The sequence below is a fragment of the Acetivibrio cellulolyticus CD2 genome (genome assembly GCF_000179595.2).
Classification (GTDB): domain Bacteria; phylum Bacillota; class Clostridia; order Acetivibrionales; family Acetivibrionaceae; genus Acetivibrio; species Acetivibrio cellulolyticus.
Window position 1 is genome coordinate 613619 of the sequence record NZ_JH556657.1, and the last position, 20978, is coordinate 634596.

Annotated in this window: 4 protein-coding genes; all 4 read left to right on the forward strand. The window is 37.2% G+C overall.

Annotated features, from left to right (window positions below):
- Positions 1 to 22: 22 nt before the first annotated feature.
- The 4 genes from ACECE_RS0214595 (at position 23) to ACECE_RS0214610 (ending at position 20959) form a co-directional block, all read left to right on the forward strand.
- Positions 23 to 8422, forward strand: coding sequence for a non-ribosomal peptide synthetase (locus ACECE_RS0214595; protein ID WP_010248518.1), 8400 nt, complete (start codon positions 23 to 25; stop codon positions 8420 to 8422).
- A 28-nt stretch (positions 8423 to 8450) separates the two neighbouring features.
- A complete protein-coding gene (locus tag ACECE_RS0214600) occupies positions 8451 to 10163 on the forward strand; it encodes a B12-binding domain-containing radical SAM protein (RefSeq protein WP_010248520.1) in 1713 nt (570 codons plus the stop codon).
- 82 nt (positions 10164 to 10245) lie between these two features.
- Entirely contained in the window at positions 10246 to 19647 is a 9402-nt protein-coding gene (locus ACECE_RS27635) for a non-ribosomal peptide synthetase (protein ID WP_010248522.1), read from the forward strand.
- A gap of 151 nt (positions 19648 to 19798) precedes the next feature.
- Positions 19799 to 20959 (forward strand): Gfo/Idh/MocA family protein, encoded by a 1161-nt coding sequence (locus ACECE_RS0214610; RefSeq protein ID WP_010248524.1) that lies wholly within the window; start codon positions 19799 to 19801, stop codon positions 20957 to 20959.
- The last annotated feature ends 19 nt before the right edge of the window (positions 20960 to 20978 follow it).

Here is a 20978-nt window from a genome sequence, read left to right on the forward strand (position 1 = left end):
GCAAAGAAGGGTGGAAATTCTAGTGAAGGATAACTTTTTTAAGGATGTCTTGTTAACAACCGGCAAATTGGCAGAAGCAAAAAAATATTGGATGGATAAGCTTTCAGGCGAATTAATAAAAACCAGTTTTCCATATGACTGTAAAACATCAAAGGGCAGCAAGGGTGAAACCAATGTTTTGAATTTTATATTGCCGGAAGATCTCTCTAAAAGACTCCTCAAGTTAAGCAGCGGAAACGACAGGAACCTTTATGTTGTTTTGATGACAGGATTAATAGGCTTATTATACAAGTATACCGGGAATGGAGATATTATAATCGGTACACCTATATATAAGCAGACAGTCGAAGGAGAGTTTATAAATACGGTTCTTGCAATTAGAAATAAGCTAACTGGCAGTACTACTTATAAGGAACTGCTTTATTCAGTGAGAGAAGCAGTTGAAAAGGCTTCGGTTCATCAAAACTATCCAATCAATAAGCTTATAGAAGACCTTAACATTAATGTGTCCAATGAAGGTTTCCCTTTGTTTGACAGCTTGCTGATGCTTGAAAATTTGCATGATAGAGAATACATAAGCCATATTGATGTTAATACGCTCTTTGTTTTTGGAAAGACTGCTGAGCAGATATTTGGAACTATTGAATACAATTCTTTGCTGTATGAAAGAGAAACTATTTCAAGGATTGCTTCTCATTTTATAAGCTTTTTAAGTGAATGCTTGAAGAATATAGATTGCAGTATTAAAGAGATAGATTTTTTATCAAAAGAAGAAAGACAACAAATCCTATTTGATTTTAATAATACAAAAAGGATTTATGAAAGCGGGAAAACAATCAGTGAGCTTTTTGAAGAACAGGTTCTAAAAACTCCGGATGCTATAGCGTTGGTTTATGAAGACAAGCAGATGACATATCAGCAACTTAACGAAAAATCCAATCAAATTGCAAAGATATTGCGAGAAAAAGGCGTATGTCCTGAGAGTATAGTCGGAATAGTTGCAGAGCGGTCTTTGGAGATGGTAATAGGTATTATGGCTGTACTAAAGTCCGGAGGTGCATACCTTCCGATTGATCCTAACTACCCTGAAGATAGGATAAACTATATGCTCGAAGACAGCAAAGCTTCAGTAATTTTAACACAATGCAGTATACCGGGAAGTATTTTGTTTGATGGCGTAATAATAGATTTAAACGATAAAGGTTTATATATAAGGGATAGATCAAATTTAGACAAGATAAATAGTGCTAAAGATCTGGCATACGTGATTTATACATCTGGTACAACAGGTAACCCTAAAGGTGTAATGGTTGAGCATGGAAGCTTCTCTGAGACAATACAATGGAGAAGGGATGAGTACGGGCTAAATGCTGATGACAGTGTACTCCAATTATTCTCATTTTCTTTTGATGGTTTTGTCACAAGTTTCTTTACGCCCATAATTTCCGGTTCAAAAGTTGTTTTATTGACGGACAATGATTCTAAGAACCCGGATGCTATTAAGTGTAAAATTTCAGAGCAGGCTATAACACATTTTATTTGTATACCTCTGCTATATTCAGCTATCCTTGATTGTATAAGCGTTGAGGAGGCTAAGAGTCTTAGAATTGTGACTCTTGCGGGTGATAAATTAAGCAGTGAAACAGTCAGAAAGAGTAAAAAAGTAAGCAGGTCTTTGGAGATTGTCAATGAATATGGACCAACTGAATGTACGGTAGTATCTACAATATGCAGAAATATTGAGGAAAATCAGAAGATAACAATTGGAAAGCCTGCAAATACAAGCATATACATTCTGGATAATGACGGAAAAGTACTTCCTGTAGGGGCAGAAGGTGAAATGTGTATTTCAGGAAGCAAGATTGCGAGGGGATATCTCAACAGGCCTGACCTCACGAGCGAAAAGTTTCTACAAAATCCCTACAGCATGGATGAAAGAATGTATAAGACAGGCGATTTGGCAAGATGGCTGCCAGATGGGAATATAGAGTTTATTGGCAGAATAGATTACCAGGTTAAAATAATGGGCCATAGAATTGAACCAGGTGAAATAGAAGCACAGCTCTTAAAACACGAAAAGGTGAAAGAGGCTGTTGTTATAGATGGAAAAGATAAGAACGGAAACAAGTACCTTTGCGCATATATAGTTTCAAATGAGGAAATTGAATTAAATAACGTTCGGGAATATTTATCAGGAAAACTGCCTCATTATATGGTGCCTGCACATTTTGTACAGCTGGAAAAACTTCCACTTAACACCAGTGGCAAAGTAGACCGGAATGCTCTGCCTGATCCGGATGAGAGTATGGATGCTGAAAGAAATTATGCAGCGCCAACCAATGAAGCGGAAGAAAAACTTGCTGAGATATGGCAGGAAATTTTGAGAATCGAAAAGGTTGGTATCAATGATAACTTTTTCAGGCTTGGCGGAGATTCTATAAAAGCGATACAACTATCTTCACGTCTACGCAAAAACGGAATGAAAGTAGAAGTAAAAGATATTTTTACTCTTCAAACCATTAAAGAACTGGTGAAGAGAATAAAGAAAGATGATTGTAAAAAGGATCAGGGAATAGTAGAAGGCAATATACCTCTTACTCCTGTACAGAAATGGTTTTTTGAGAGTAATACAGAAGATTTGAAGCATTTCAATCAAGCAGTAATGCTCTATAGAAAAGAAGGTTTTGATGAAAGTAAAATAAGGCAGGTATTTAATCAGATTGTAAAACATCATGATGCATTAAGGATGGTATACCGGTTTGAGGAAAATCAGATAGTACAATACAATAGGGGGATTGAAGATGGTCAATACTCTTTGGAAGTAATTGATCTGATAAAAGAGAGTGAATATGTTAAGAAGGCTGAGGAATATGCCAACAGGATACAGGAGAGCATGGACCTTACAAATGGGCCATTGGTAAGGCTAGGTCTGATAAAAACAGCAGAAGGAGATCATCTGTTGATAGCTATCCACCATTTGGTTGTGGATGGGATATCATGGAGGATAATACTTGAAGACTTTGCAGCAGGCTATGAAGTGGCTGATAAGGGAAAAGAAATCGTGTTTCAGGACAAGAGCGATTCATATATGAAATGGGCAAATATGCTGTTGGAATATGCAGATAGTGATGAACTAGAGGAAGAGTATGCTTATTGGGAAAAAATTTGTAAAGAAGAAATCAGAAGCTTAAAGAGAGACGGCAGTAAAAAGGAAGGCAGAATAAAAGACAGCTTAATATTTGAGATTGAATTGGATAAAGATGAAACACAAAAGCTATTAACCAGTGTAAACAGGGCTTACAATACAGAGATTAATGATATACTGCTTACCGCTCTAGGATATTCACTAAAAGAATACACCGGAGAAGACAGGATATTTATTGAGCTTGAAGGTCATGGAAGAGAAAATGTGGTGCAGGGAATTGACATTAGTCGTACGATAGGCTGGTTTACGTCAGCATATCCTGTAATGCTTAACATGAGTAAAACTGAGGATATGCCAAATCAGATAAAGCTTGTAAAGGAAGGCTTAAGAAGCATACCCAAAAGAGGTGTAGGCTATGGCATAGTAAAGTACCTAAAGCATGATCAGAAGAGTATTAATAAGGCTTTTAAGCCTGAGATAGGGTTTAATTATCTTGGCCAGTTTGACAGTGACATAAACAATGAATTGTTTGAGTTGTCTCACCTTGGTACAGGAGCATCTCAAAGCCAGGAGACAAAGAGGCATCACGCTTTGGAGATAAACGGAATTGTGGTAGAAGGAAAATTTAAATTATCGTTAAACTATGACAAGGAAGAATTTAAAGAGTCAACAATAGAGCAGATTGCTGTAAGGTATATGAAATTTATTAGGGAGATAACAGAACATTGTATTGCAAAAGAAACAGGTGAACTTACACCAAGTGACTTGAGTTCTGAAGGGATAAGCATTGAGGAAACAGTGGAAGTATATAGAAAAGCATCTGCGTATGGAGAAATAAAGGATATATACTATCTTACACCTATGCAGGAAGGTATGTTATTTCACAACCTTATGAACAGAGAAAGCGGTGCGTATTTTGAACAGAGTATACTTACAGTTAGCGGGGATATAGACCGGGAGCTGCTTTTGCAGAGCTTCAATATAGTTACTAAGAGGCACGACATATTAAGAACAATAATTGTGCATGAGGGCTTTAAAAAACCGTTACAGGTTGTATTTAAAGAGCGGAAAGCCGAAGTTGCGTTTGAATATATAATAGATGATGAAGAATGTGAAAAGAGAATTAAAGAAATAAAAGAAAAAGACAGTAAAAGAAGATTCGACCTGTCAAAGGACAGATTAATGAGGGCAACTGTAATAAAAACAGGTAAAGAAGAGTGGACAATAATCTGGAGTTTCCACCACATTATAATGGACGGATGGTGTCTTGGAATAATAGCCAAAGAGATATTCAAGGTGTATTCACTCTTAAAGAGCAGCATGGGAGTTTGCTGGAAAGCCTTTGATGAGGTTCTAGGTGAAGCATATGCTTATGGAAATTATATAAAGTGGCTTGGAAATCAGGACAAAGATGCTGCTTCCAAGTATTGGAAGGATTATTTAAAAGGTTATGAACAGCAAGCTGTATTGCCCAGGAAACGTGCTGAAGAAGCAAATTGTGCTTATTATAGAGCTGAATACGACTTTTCAATAGAAGAAAGTATAACGGAAAAATTAAAAGCAATAGGGTATGACAATAGCGTGACAATAAATACTCTAATGCAGGCAGTATGGGGGATAATACTTAGAAGATACAACAATACCGAGGATGTTGTTTTTGGATCTGTTGTATCGGTAAGGCCTTCTGAAGTTGAAGGTATAGAGCAGATGGTTGGTTTGTTTATAAATGCGGTGCCGGTGAGAGTTCAAGGCAGCAGAGCGAAGAAATTCACAGACTTGTTAAAACAGATACAGCAGGAGTCTCTAAACTCAAAAGCTTATGAGTATATGTCATTGGCGGAAATACAGTCGGGCTCAGACTTAAAGCAGAGTTTGATAGATCACATACTGGTGTTTGAAAACTATCCTGTAGAAAAGGAACTTGGTAAGGAAAAGGGTACTGGTTTTGATATACAAAAATATGAGGCATTTGAACAGTCTAATTATGATTTGAATGTTATTGTGGCACTTGGCGAAAAATTGGATATAAAGCTGAACTATAACGGTGCTGTGTATGACAGTGGGATGATGGAAAGAACTGCAGGTCATATCAGGAAGGTATTGCTTAAGGTAGCTCAAAATCCTTCGATTTTGTTGGAAGATATGGATATTGTGACGGAAGAAGAGAAGGAATATATACTACACAAATACAATGATACCTTTGAAAACTATGATTATAAAAAGTTCATGCATAAGCTGTTTGAAGAACAGGTAGAAAGAACTCCGGGTAATACAGCAGTTATAAACGGAAAGGCCACACTGACCTATAAAGAGCTTAATGAAATGGCAAATCAGGTGGCTCGCTATTTAGTAGAATGTGAAGTAAAACCAAATGATTTTGTTGGGGTAATGGGAAACCGAACAATAGAAACTGTTGTAAATGTCATGGCGATATTGAAAGCCGGTGCTTCTTATATACCTATAGATGCTTCATACCCGGAAGAACGTAAGAAATATATAGTGGAAAACAGCCGATGCAAATTGGTTCTGGACCCTGAGTGTTACCAAAAAAACAATTGCTGTAATTATTCTGTAGATAACCTGAATATAGAGACCAGTCCATCAGATATAGCCTATATTATATATACTTCAGGAAGTACCGGAATGCCAAAGGGAGTCATTATAACTCATGAAGCGGCGGTAAATACGATTATAGATATAAATCAAAAGTTTTCTGTAAATGAATGCGACAGGATAATCGGGTTATCATCATTATGTTTTGACTTATCGGTATATGACATATTTGGAGCGTTAAGTACAGGGGCTGCGCTGGTGATAGTAGAAGATCAGAGGGACAGCAGGGAATTAACCCAAAAAATTAAAGCCTGTGGCATAACTATCTGGAACTCGGTTCCTGCAATAATGGAGATGCTGGTAGATAATGTTGAAGCTGACTTTTCAAATAGCAGTTTACGTCTTTTTATGATGAGTGGTGACTGGATACCGCTAAAACTGCCTGAGAAAATCAAAAACCATTTTGCAAATGCAAAAATGTATAGTCTGGGTGGTGCTACAGAGGCATCAATATGGTCCATTCATTATCCTATTGAGTCAGTTGAAGATTCATGGAGAAGCATACCTTATGGAATGCCACTGGCAAACCAGAAATTTTACGTGCTTGACAGCTGCCGCAGATTATGTCCTGTAGGTGTTTTGGGAGAATTGTATATTGGTGGAGTTGGCGTAGCAAAGGGATACATGAATGACCCTGAAAAAACAGCAAATGCGTTTATTAATCACCCGGAGCTTGGCTATATTTATAGAACCGGTGATCAGGGAATTTTGTGGCCTGAAGGTTATATAGAGTTTATGGGCAGAGTTGACCAACAGGTGAAAATACGCGGATACAGGATTGAATTGGGAGAAATAGAAGCCCAGCTTGCAAAGTTTGAGGAAATAAAAGAAGCTGTTGTTGTAGTTAGAGAAGATGATGATAGTGGTAAATTCTTGTGTGCTTATATCGTATCAGAAGAAGAGATAAAGGCTGCTCTCATAAGAGAAACACTGTCCAAAGTTCTGCCTGATTACATGATACCATCGTATTTTGTCCAGTTGGACAGGTTACCATTGACATCAAACGGCAAAATTGACAGGAAGTCATTGCCAAAACCTGAGGGAGGTATCGTTACAGGAACTTTATATGAAGCTCCACTAAACGCAATCCAGGAAAAGCTTCATAATATTTGGAGCGAGCTTTTAGGTCTGGAGAGGATTGGAATTAATGACAACTTCTTTGAACTGGGTGGACATTCCTTAAAAATAATATCGTTGGCCTCAAAAATACATAAGGAACTGGGTGTTGAGGTTCCATTAAAACATCTTTTTGAAAAGCAGAGTATTAAAGAATTAGCCCAATTTATTGAGAGTAACAATACATCGGAATTCATAGAAATTGATCCTTTGGAAGAGCAGGAGTATTATTTGCTGACGCAGGAACAAAAGAGGCTGTATATAATGAGCAAGTTTGAAAGCAATACAGCAAATAATCTTCCTACAGCGTTTTTAGTTGAAGGCAACCTTGCTGTGAACAAGCTTGAAGAGGTATTTGGTAAACTGATCGTAAGGCATGAGACACTAAGAACATCCTTCCATATGGTTGATGATGAACCGATGCAGAAGGTTCACGATAGTATTGATTTTAAAATTGAGTTTTATGAAGCGAAAAAGGCTTGTGAAAAAGATATAATAAATAATTTTGTACGGCCTTTTGATTTAAGTATTGCGCCGCTATTCAGGGTGGGCCTCATTAAGCTCAATGAACAAAAGTATGTTTTGTTGTTTGATATGCATCATATTATTTCAGATGATTCATCCATGAGCATATTTGTTCGTGAGTTTATAAGCTTATACAGTGGAAATGCTTTACCTGATTTAAGGATACAGTATAAGGACTATGCAGCATGGGAAAAGAAGTTGATTGAAGCAGGCAAAATGAAGGAAAAGGAAGATTACTGGTTAAAGAGATTTTCAGGAGAAATACCCGAATTGTCACTTCGTACCGACTACCCTTCATCGCCTACACAGGCTATTGAGGGTGATAGGATTGAATACGAGCTGGATTTCGATATTGTTGAAGGGCTTAATAACATTATGGCTGCAACGGATACAACATTATATATGGTTATGCTCGCTGCGTTTAATATTTTGCTTCTGAAATACACGACCCAGGAGGATATCATAATCGGCTCTCCGGTTTCAGGGAGGAAACATACTGATCTGGACAATACCATAGGGGTGTTTGTAAACCTGCTGCCTATGAGAAATCATCCGAGAAACGAAGTGAGTTATAAGGATTTCCTAAGTGAAATAAAAATTAATACACTGGATGTATTTGAAAACCAGGAATATCAGTTTGAGGAACTGGTGAGAAAGCTTAAAATCAAGAGAAAAGCAGGGAAAAATCCGCTGTTCGATGTTGTATTGAGTGTGACAAATAACAAAGGCGTGGATATGAAAATAAATGACCTTGAGTTTAAGCCTTATCCAATAAATAACGATATAGCACGTTTTGACCTTACTGTTTTTGCAACTCAAATTGATAACAGAATAAACGTTACATTCAGGTATTCAAAAGCGGTATATAAAAGGACGACGGTTGAGGGGATGTTAAAAAACTTCGTTGAAATTCTTAGAAGAATATGCAGCGATATGAATGTCAGAATTAATGATATCGACATTTTTGATAATTTACTTAAAGTTGAAAGTAGAGTGGATATAGACACGGATTTTAATTTCTAATAGCAAATAAGGTTTTGGGGGAGATTGTATGAATATAGTTCAAAGCAAACAGGAAAGAAAGAAAAAGGTATTACTGCTGACACTGCCTTTTCTGACACCGATATGTCCACCTCTGGGAATATCGTGTATTAAAGGGTTTGTTCAGCCTCATGGATATGATGTTACAACAGTTGACGGAATGAATGAGCTTGCACTGAGAGAATGGGCTTACACGTATTTCGATACATTGGAAAGTTATATACCTGAGAAAAAGAGGGGTCACTTTTTCAACGTAGGATTGGATGTTTTAAATAACCACTTTATGGCATTCACAAACCACACAGATAAACAAAAATATGAGATTTTGGTTGAAGATATTGTGGCAAAGAATTTCTTTGTCCAAATTGATAAAGAACAGATTGATGAACTCAATATGATTGTTCAAAACTTTTTTATTGAACTTAAAACGTTTATTTTAAGACTTGTTGGTGAGCATAAGCCTGATGTTTTAGGCTTGTCAGTTTATAGAGGTACTCTGCCGGCATCGTTGTTTGCCTTAAAAACTGTTAAGGAAATGTATCCGGACGTACTGACCATTATGGGCGGAGCAATTTTTTCACAGGAACTCTTTGTAAATTCACCCAATTACCATCGGTTTATGGAAAGGGCACCGTATGTAGACAAAATGATAATAGGTGAAGGTGAACTCATATTTTTGAAGATACTAAATGGTGAACTGCCTGCGGAGCAAAAGGTATTTATGATTGAGGACATAAAGGAAGGCTTGCTGGAGCTTGATGAGATGCCCCTTCCGGATTTTTCGGATTTCGAGATATCCAACTATCCTTTGCTACCTACATATACCTCAAGAGGGTGTACTTTCAGGTGCAGCTTTTGTGCTGAAACAGTATATTGGAAAAAATACAGAAAAAAAGAGGCTAAAAAGGTTGTAGATGAGTTTATAACCTTAAACGAAAAATATGGGAGGAGTCTCTTCGTTTTGACAGATTGCGTTATAAATCCGCTTGTAAATAACCTTGTTGATGAAATTATTAAAAGAGATTTACAGCTATATTGGGATGTGTATTTGAAAGTTGATAAAAATGTATGCAACCCTGAATGCACAATCAAGTGGAGAAAGGGAGGCTTCTACAGGGCAAGGCTGGGTATAGAGAGCGGCTCGCAGAGAGTATTGGATATGATAGATAAAAGAATCACGTTGGATGAGATCAGGGCTGCTATTACAAGTCTTGCCTCAGCGGGTATCAAAACGACTACTTATTGGTTTTCAGGACATCCCGGTGAGACAGAGGAGGATTTTCAGCAGACTCTGGACTTGCTTGAGGAGCTTCAGGATTATATTTATGAGGCAGAATGCGACCCATTCAGATATTTTCATACAGGACAGGTAAATGCTGATGTCTGGGCAAATGAAATAGGAAATGAATACTTATACCCGGCGGAAGCAACCGATATGCTTCTTACTCAAACCTGGGTGCTAAAGGCAGAACCCGGAAGAGAAGAAATATATAGCAGACAGTGCCGTTTTAAAGAAAAGTGCAAAGAATTGGGCATTCCCAATCCCTATTCGTTAAAAGAAATACAAGCAGCAGATGAACGGTGGAAAAGGCTTCATAAAAATGCGGTTCCGATGATTACCGATCTGGCAAAAGGAGTAGTTTCAATTGATGAGTGTAAGAATGTGAAAAGAATACTTCAGGTTGAAAGTCAATTGACAGATGATACTGAGTTTAATTTTTAGGAATGCTTAAAAATCTGAAGTAATATTTCAGATATTCCTTAACACATTAGAGAGAATTTGTTTGGAAGGGGATAAAAAAGTTATGAGTGAAACTATGCAGAATTTGGCTCATGAGGTTGGTAAGACAAATAAAGAAAAGAGTTATTGGACAAAAAAGCTGGAAGGGGACCTGGTAAGAGGTACTTTCCCTTATGATAATATACCTGGCATTGAGAAAAAGCAAACGACTCAAAGCCTTCAATTTGATATTTCAGGATATCTGTTTGAAAAACTGAACAACTTATCGAATAAATCAATGGATAACCTTTTTGCAATCCTATCTGCTTGTGTAGCATCGCTGTTATACAGGTATACAGGGAACATGGATTTTATTACGGCATTTCCAATACATAAACAGGATAGAGAAGGCGAATTCGTAAATACGTTTTTGGTGCAAAGAAGCCAGTTTAATCATACAAGCACTTTTAAAGATATACTTATCAGTACAAAGAAAACAGTGGCGGAAGCATGTGAAAATGCAAATTTTCCATTGGATAGGCTGCTTGAAACACTAGATGGAAATTCAGATTCAAATTCTTCATATACAATTGATACTGTTGTTCTGTTGGAAAATATACATGATAAAGCTTATATAAAACAACTAAGACCAAATCTTATTGTTTCGTTTAAGAAGATGGAAGACTGTATAGTAGGAACTTTGGAGTTCAATTCGATATTGTATGAAAACAGTACGGTTGAGAGTATTGCTGACAGACTGCTTTGCTTGATGCAAAAAGTAGTTGCGGATGTAAATATTTTTGTTGGCAGTATAGATATTTTTTCTGAGGAAGAAAAAATGCAAATGCTGGCTTTTAATCAGACATCGGTGGATTTTCCTAGAAGTATGACATTTATAGAGTTGTTTGAAAAACAGGCAGCAGAATATCCTGATAAAACTGTTCTGGTATCGGGAGAAGAAAAAATGACTTACAAAGAGTTAAGTGAAAAGGCAAACCAGATAGCCAGAACCCTTAGAAGATTAGGAATTAAGCCAAATAGCGTTGTGGGAATACACTTGGAACAGTGTGCAAATATGGTTATAGGTGTATTAGGAGTATTAAAGGCTGGTGGAGCTTATTTGCCGCTAGAGCAAACCCTTCCTAAGGAGAGACTTCAGTATATTATCGAGGATAGTGGAATGGAGGTTCTTTTGTCAAACCAGTCTTTAGCTGAGAAAATTCTATTCAAGGGAAAAATACTGGATATAAATGATGCTGAAATATATAAGGAAAGCACGTCAAACCTTGAACTGACAGGCAAATACATGGATATGGCCTATATAATCTATACATCAGGCACCACGGGTATGCCAAAAGGAGTACAAATAGAAAATCATAGTCTGGTTAACTATATAAACTGGTTTAGTGAATATAACAATATAGGCATTGAAGATAAAACAGTACTCTTGTCATCATTTTGCTATGATTTGGGGTACACAGCTGTTTACACCGCACTTTCCAAAGGGTGTGAACTTCATATCCTGAACAGAAATTCTTATTCAAACCCAGACGAGGTTTTAAATTATATCAAGGACAATAAAATAACATATATCAAGCTTACCCCATCCCTTTTCAATGTAATTGTGAATTCTGATAAATTTAGCTCACCAATGTTGTGCGATTCACTTAGATTGGTGGTACTTGGCGGTGAAAAAATAGGTTTTGAGAATATCAGAAAATTCAATAAGAGTTATCCTCAAACAGAGATAATGAATCATTATGGACCAACCGAGACAACCATCGGGTGTATAGCTTCAAAGCTGGATCTAAATAATTTGCAGGCATTCGAGAGACGTTCAATTATAGGAAGACCAATTAACAATATGAAAATACACATTTTGAATAAATCTATGCAGCTTCTGCCAATTGGAGTACCTGGTGAAATTGTTATAGAAGGTGAAGGGGTTGCAAGGGGATATGTAAACTCTAACGAATTAACTGCTGAAAAATTTATTTGGGAGCCGTCTATATCTGAGGATAGGATGTATCGTACCGGCGATCTGGGAAGGTGGATGCCTGATGGTTCGATAGAGTTTATTGGGAGAATAGACAATCAGATAAAAATACGCGGATTCAGGGTTGAGCTGTCTGAAATACAATCCAAACTGACAGGAATTGAAGGAATAAAAGAGGCGTTGGTTACTTTCGGGGATGATGGAAAAGGCGATAAATATCTGTGTGCCTACTTTGTAGCTCATGGGGAAATAAAGGTAAGTACGATAAGAGAAGCGTTAATAAAAGTTTTGCCGGATTACATGGTACCGTCTTACTTTGTACAATTAGAAAAGATTCCTCTTACTCCTAATGGGAAAGTTGACTTAAGGAAATTGCCTGAACCTAATGGATATACGGATACAGAGTATGAGGCACCGACAAATGAACTGGAAGAAAAGTTTGCATCCATTTGGCAGGATGTGCTTGGTGTTGAAAAGATAGGAATAAACGACAACTTCTTTGATCTTGGAGGGCATTCGCTAAAGGCAACAGTATTGGTATCTAGAATTCATAAGGAAATGAATATCGAGATACCTATAATGGAGGTGTTCGGAAAACCTACCATCAAAGAAATGGCTGCTTTCATCAAGGAAGCAGACAAAAGTATATATTTATCCATTGCACCGAGTGAAAAAAGAGATTACTATCCATTGTCATCAGCACAAAAGAGGACTTACATACTGACTTGTCTTGAAGAGAACAGTACGGCATATAACAAGCCTGGAACCGTGATGATTGAAGGAAATTTGGACAGGGTAAGGGTTGAGAGTGCATTAATCAAATTAATAGAAAGACATGAGACTTTGAGGACGACCTTTCACATTGTAGATGATGAACCAATGCAGCAAGTTCATGACAAAGCAGAGTTTCATATTGATTATTTTGAAGATGAAGAAGATAATGTACCCCTAATTATCGAAAAATTGATAAAGCCCTTTGACTTAAGCAAAGCACCGCTTCTTAGAATAGCACTTATTAAAGTTAAAGAGGACAAGCATATAATGATGTATGATATGCATCATATTATTTCTGACGGTACTTCCATGAAGATAATAATACAGGAATTTGCAGAGTTTTACAGGGGCAAGGAATTGCCTCAATTGAGGATACAATACAAAGACTACAGCATATGGCAGAACAAGATGTTTGAAGAAGGCGTAATGAAAAAGCAGGAAGAGTACTGGAGAGAGCTCTTAAATGGAGAATTGCCGGTATTGAATCTGCCTGCTGATTTTTCAAGACCTGCACTTCAAAGTTTTGAAGGAGCTCGATTGGAATTTGAAACAGGGCTCGAAATCAAGCAAAAGGTAAATTCTCTTGCAAGAGAATCGGGGTCGACAATGTTTATGGTACTACTGGCTGCCTATAATATACTTCTTATGAAATATACAGGGCAGGAAGATATAATAGTCGGGTCACCTATAGCTGGAAGGCCTCATGCTGATCTTGAGAGCATGGTAGGAATTTTTATCAATACTCTTGCGATGAGGAACAGGCCTTGTGGCGAGAAGACATTTAAGGCATTTCTAAATGAAGTTAAAGAGAATGCACTGAAGGCATATGCAAATCAGGATTACCAATTTGAAGAGCTTGTTGAGAAGCTCGGAATCAGGAGGGATATGAGCAGGAATCCTTTGTTTGATGTAATGCTGATAATGCAGAACACAGGAACTGCAGATATTGAACTTGAAGACTTGAAACTTAAATCCTATGCATCAGACAGTGGTATATCAAAGTTTGATCTGACCTTTGATGCTGTTGAAACCAACGATTCCATAAGACTTAGTGTGGAATATGCAACAAAGCTGTTTAAAAAAGAAACGATACAAAGGATGGGCAATCATTATATCAGGATACTGGAAGAGGTAATAAAAAATCCTGATATCAAGCTTTCTCAGATAGATATGTTGTCTTTTGATGAAAAGGATCAAATAATAAATAAATTCAATGATACAAAAGCTGAGTATACGAAAGACAAAACTATAAATCAGTTGTTTGAAGAGCAGGTGGAGAGAACACCGGATAAGACAGCTGTGGTTTTTGAAGATAAATATATGACTTACAGAGAACTGAATGAAAAGTCCAATCAGCTTGCAAGAAAGCTTAAAGAAAAAGGTATTGAGCCGGATTGTATTGTTGGAATCATGGTCGAGCGTTCTTTTGAAATGTTCATTGGAATTTTGGGAATTCTAAAAGCAGGTGGAGCATACCTTCCGCTGGATCCTGATTATCCTGAAGAGAGAATAAATTATATGTTAACAGATAGTTGTGCAAAAATTGTTCTCACTCAAAAAGAGCTTTTGAAAAACATTAAGACGGATGCAGAAATTATTGAGCTTGATGATAGGGCAATATATGAGTTGGAAAGTACAAATCTTTCACAGGTTAATACTCATAAGGATCTGGCATATGTAATTTATACCTCAGGATCTACAGGCAGGCCTAAAGGCGTAATGATAGAACATGGTGCGGTAAATAACTTTGTAAAGGGTATGACAGATAAAATTGAATTCAATGAAGGAAAAACAATTTTAAATGTCACTACTATTTCATTTGACATATTTGTTTTAGAAACCGTATTGGCTTTGGTAAAGGGGTTAAAAGTTGTAACTGCAAATAAAAATCAACAGACAAATCCCCATGAGCTTAAAGAGCTAATACAAAAGAATAAAATCGAAATGCTTCAGATGACTCCGTCCAGGATGCAGACACTGATAAATGAAAATGACAATCTGGATTTCTTGAAAAGTGTAAAAGAGATAATGATAGGCGGAGAAATATTCAATGAAGTGTTGTTTAATAAATTGAGAAATCAAAAGAGTTTTAAGATCTATAACATGTATGGCCCTACAGAAACTACCGTGTGGTCAGCGGTTAGTGATTTAACTGATGCCAAAAAGACAGATATAGGGACACCTATTGCAAATACAATGATATACATGATAGATAAGAATAACAATATTCAGCCGGTGGGTATACCGGGAGAATTGTGTATAGCGGGAGATGGGCTGGCAAGAGGATATTTGAATCGGTTGGAATTGTCCGATGAAAAATTCGTTCAGAACCCATTTGTTCGAGGAGATAAGATGTATCGTACAGGCGATCTTGCAAGATGGATGTCTGACGGAAGCATTGAATTCATCGGAAGGATTGACAACCAGGTTAAGATAAGAGGCTACAGGATTGAGCTTGGAGAAATAGAAACTTGCTTATTAAAACATCGTGCAGTTAAAGAGGCTTTGGTAGTTGATAGAAAAGACAACTTAGGAGTCGGTTATCTCTGTGCCTATATCGTGTTGGAAGAAGAACTTGAAATTAGCAGCTTGAGGAAGTATTTATCTGAAGAACTTCCTGAATACATGATACCATCTTATTTTGTGCAGTTGGAAAAACTGCCGCTTACGCCTAATGGCAAGCTGGATAGAAAGAAACTGCCCGAAGTTGGTGGCAGCTTTAGCACAGGGACGGAATACGTTGCACCCACCAACGAAACAGAGGAGAAGCTTGCAAAGATCTGGAGTGAAGTGCTGGGGAGGGAAAAAATCGGTATAAACGATAACTTCTTTGAGCTTGGAGGCCATTCATTAAAGGCAACAATACTGGCGTCAAGGCTCCATAAGAAGATGGATATAAAAATTCCTTTAAAAGCAGTCTTCAGCAGGCCGACAGTAAAAGAGCTGGCAGATTACATAAAAGAGGCTGAGGTCAGTATATATAATTCAATTGAGCCTTCAGCGAAAAAAGAATATTATCCGCTGTCATCGGCACAGAGGAGGCTATTTATTCTAAATAAGCTTGGGGATGAAGGAATTTCATATAACCTCCCAGGAACAGTAGTAATTGAAGGAAGAATAGACAGAGTACAGTTTGAGGAAGCATTCAAAAAGTTAATTGAAAGGCATGAGGCCCTGAGGACATCCTTTGATCTTGTTGACGGGGAGCCTGTGCAAAGAATCAACGAAAATGCAGATTTTCAGGTAGAATACTATGAAGAGGAAGAAGCGAATGCAACAGGTAAAATCAAAGAATTGATAAAACCCTTTGATTTAGAAAAAGCACCGCTTATGAGGGTTGCTCTCATAAAGGTAGAGGAAGACAAACACATTATGCTTTATGATATGCACCACATAATATCAGACGGCGTATCCATGAATATAATAACAAGAGAATTCTCCGAAATTTACAGTGGAAAAGAACTTCCGCAATTGAGATTGCAATATAGGGATTATACTTTATGGCAGAACAGGTTGTTTGAAGAGGGAGTAATTAAAAAACAGGAAGACTATTGGAAGGAAACCTTCAAGGAAGAAGTACCTTTATTAAATCTTCCAACCGATTTCGAAAGGCCTTTAGTTCAAAGCTTTGAAGGAAACAGTCTCGAATTTGAAACGAGTGCTCAGATAAATAACAAGATACAATCTTTAGCGAAGGAAACTGGAACAACTGTATACATGATATTGCTGGCGGCATATAATACATTTCTGATGAAATACACAGGTCAGGAAGACATAGTAGTAGGTTCACCTATAGCTGGAAGACCCCATGCCGATCTGGAAAACATGGTTGGAATGTTTGTAAACACCCTGGCTATGAGAAACAGGCCGTGTGCGGAAAAATCATTCGAGGAATTCCTTTATGAAGTAAAGGAAAATGCTCTTAAAGCATACGAAAATCAAGACTATCAGTTTGAAGAACTTATTGAGAAACTTGATATTAAGAGGGATACAAGCAGAAATCCACTGTTTGATGTGATGTTTGTGCTGCAGAATACAGGTGGTGAAGCTACAGAACTTGAAGGCCTTAGAATCAGGTCATACAGGACAGAAAACAATGTATCGAAGTATGATCTTTCCATTATTGCTTTTGAGGGAAAAGATAGGATCCATTTCAGATTTGAGTACCGTACAAAGCTGTTTAAGGAAGAAACAATAGAACGAATGAAGGTTCACTTCAAAAAAATACTTGAAGTTGTTTTGGACAACGTAAAAATAAAACTAGCTGACATAGATATGATTGCAGAGGAAGAGAAACACATTATTTTAAATGGTTTTAACAACACAGAGGAAGAATATCCTGAAGAAAAATGTATGCACGTGCTGTTTGAAGAGCAGGTGGAAAGAACTCCTGAAAATGTTGCAGCAGTTTATAAAGAAAAGCAGCTAAGCTATAGTGAGCTAAACGAGAAATCCAACCAGCTTGCAAGAGTGCTGCGCCATAAAGGGGTAAAACCTGACAGCATAGTTGGGATAATGCTTGACCGCTCCATTGAGATGATAATTGGAATAATGGGAATATTAAAAGCTGGTGGGGCATACCTCCCAATAGCTGCCGATTACCCTGAAGATAGAATAAAGTACATGCTAAGTGACAGCTCCATCAAGGTATTATTGACTCAAAAGAGTCTGATAAAAGACCTTGAAAGTGATATTGAAGTAATAGATTTAGAAGATGAAGAGATATTTAGGGGAGAAGCTACAAACCTTGAACCGGTGACCACAGCGAGTGATCTTATGTATATTATATATACTTCGGGATCAACAGGTAAACCCAAAGGTGTAATGATTGAACATAGGAGTGTAGTTAATTTTGCGACTTGGAGAATTAAAGCATATGGATATACGATGGATGATGTGACACTTCAGATGTTGTCCTATTCATTTGACGGTTTTGGAGCTAATTTGTTTCCCACCCTGGTGTCTGGTGGAAGGGTAGTTATAACGGCAAATGAATTTGGAATGGACCCACAATACATTAATACAATTATCCGCCAGCACAAAGTAACCAATATGAGTATTGTACCATCGATGTACAGTGCAATTTTGGAATATTCAGGGAAAGATGACCTCGATACTCTGCGATTCGTTGTGCTTGCAGGTGAAAAGTGCGATAGGCAGATAATTGAGGAAAGTCAGGCAAGAAATCCGCACATTGAGCTTATAAATGAATACGGCCCTACAGAAAACAGTATTACAACGACAGCTTTAATTGGCATAAAACCGGATAACACTTCAATAATAGGAACAGCCATTTCCAATAATAAATTGTTTATAATGGATAATTACAGTGGATACAAAAGAATCCAGCCTATTGGGGTATGGGGAGAGTTGTGTATTTCCGGAGATGGTCTTGCAAGAGGATACCTGAACCAGCCTGAGCAAACTTCTCAAAAATTCATACCAAACCCATATATAGAAGGAGCTAAAATGTACTGTACGGGGGATATGGCGAGATGGATGCCCGACGGAACATTGGAATTCTTCGGAAGAATAGACCAACAGGTAAAAATACGCGGATTCAGAATAGAGTTAGGAGAAATTGAAGAAGCCCTGTTAAAGCATGAAAAAATAACCGAAGCAGTGGTAATTGCGAGAAACGACAATAATGTTCAAAACTTATGTGCATATTTCATTTCGGATGTTGAATTTGGAATTGGTGAGCTTAAAGAATATCTTTCTGCTAAACTACCTTACTATATGATACCGGCATATTTCGTCAGGATAGAAAAATTGCCGCTCACGCCTAATGGAAAGGTTGATCTTAAGGCATTACCGGAACCGATGAACAGTCTTGATGAAGGAACTTTATATGAAGCACCGGTTAATGATATTGAGGAGACAATATCTAAGATATGGGAAGAGGTGCTAGTCCTTAATAAAGTTGGTACCAATAGCAATTTCTTTGATCTGGGCGGAAATTCAATGAGTTTAATTAAGGTTCATAGTAATTTAGATAAAATCTATCCCGGAATTTTAAAGATTACAGATCTTTTTTCAAACCCTACTGTAAAGAAACTCGCTGAACTCATAACAAAAAAGACCAGAAACCCTGAAGAAAACATTAAATTGATACCGGTGAGATTACCTGAGGACTATTTTAGTGGGGATATTCATGGTGTTTCACAACATATTTGTGATTTTGTTATTGAGAAAGAAATACTTAAGGGAATCAGGTTTATTGCGGAAACTGAAAAAGTAGATGCTGTTGATGTGCTGCTTGCTGTTTATATTTACCTTTTTGCAGATATATCGGGTCAAGAAGAAATAATGATACAGACTATGGTAAATACGAATGATACTGTTTTCCCGTTAAATATAGATACTGGCGACATAGATAGTATCAACAGCCTTATAAGAGCTGTAGGAGAAAAGAAACCAAGCTTGGATGGAATTGATACTTTTAATGTAAAAGAATTAAAATCAGCAGTAAAAGACAGAAATGAGTTCTCCATACTGCCCGCATTTTTCGTAAAATATCTACTGACTTCCCAAATTGAAGTTATGGACTATTTAGATGTTTTATTAAAGTTTGATGAGGCTGAGGCGAGTATTTACATGGAATTCAGCCTTTCAAACAGGCTCAGTGAAGAAAAGGGAACTAAACTGATGCAGTCTTATATTGACCTGATAGAACTGATGGTTGGAAAGTATATACAGGAACTGGAATTACAATGATTTGTGAAGTTAGGTACAACTAAAATATAAGTTCTAACTATGGATAACGAAAAACTTGATTTGATAATGTTTTCAAAATATGAGAATAGGATGTTGCTTTTTCGTTATCCCTTAATAATTTAATTTTAAATATTAGAAAGGGTTGATTTAGATGAAAATCGGAGTAGTCGGGTGCGGATATATTGCAAACTATTATTTATCTACCATGCCAAATCATCCACAACTAGAAGTAGTAGGTGCTACGGATATAAATAAAGAGCGGGCTGAAAGGTTTACGGAGTATTACAATATCAAGCGGTATAATACACTAAAAGATCTTTTGAATGATAATACAATTGATATTGTTTTAAACTGTACAAATCCGAATAGCCACTATGATGTGTCAAAAGCTGCTTTGCTGGCTAATAAATATGTATATACGGAAAAACCCATGGGATTGAATTTCGAAGAAGCTTCCAAGCTGGTTAATTTGGCAAGGCAGCAAAAGCTTTATATAGCCTCTTCTCCGAGCAACATTTTGAGTGAATATGCAATGGGCATTTCGAAAGCACTTGCCGATGAGGAGATAGGAAAAGTTGCTCTGGTATATGCGAATCTTGATGATGGGGCAGTACACAATATGAGGTATTGGACATGGATAAGCAAGACAGGTACAATGTGGCCGTACAAAAATGAGTTTGAGATGGGCTGTATAATGGAACATTCAGGGTATTGCCTGAGCTTGTTGACCTATCTCTTTGGGCCGGTTAGTCAGGTTCAGGCATATACCAAATGTCTGGTTCCGGATAAAATAAAAGATGATTCTGCAAAGATTGGTCCTGATTATGCAGAGATAATTCTAGAGTTTAAGTCTGGAGTGGTAGGAAGGATTACATTAGGTTCGGTAGCTCCACGCAACCATTCACTCACTATAGTAGGTGAGGATGGCGTTATTTCAACAAAAGATTTGTTTTGGAATTTTCGGCAAAAGGTCTATATTCAGCATCGCATAAAATCCTATTCAAAGCAAAGGAAGAATTCAGGTGTATATTTGACAGAACCGGAAGAATACGATTTTGATAAGCCTGAAGATTTTAAGTATAAAAGCGATACGGAAGCTTCCGCCGGGGATGTTGATTGGGGAAGAGGAGTTGCAGAACTTGCCGACTCAATTAAAAATAACAGAAGGTGTCTTTTGGATATGGACCATGCGCTTCATGTTATGGAAATAACAGATGTTATTCAAAATGCAAATCCTTTTAGCGGACCTAAAAAAATGAAAACAACATTTGAGCCGTTTAATGAATCAAAAAGTTTAAAAGACGTAATTTGATATAAGAGTTATTTGGGGG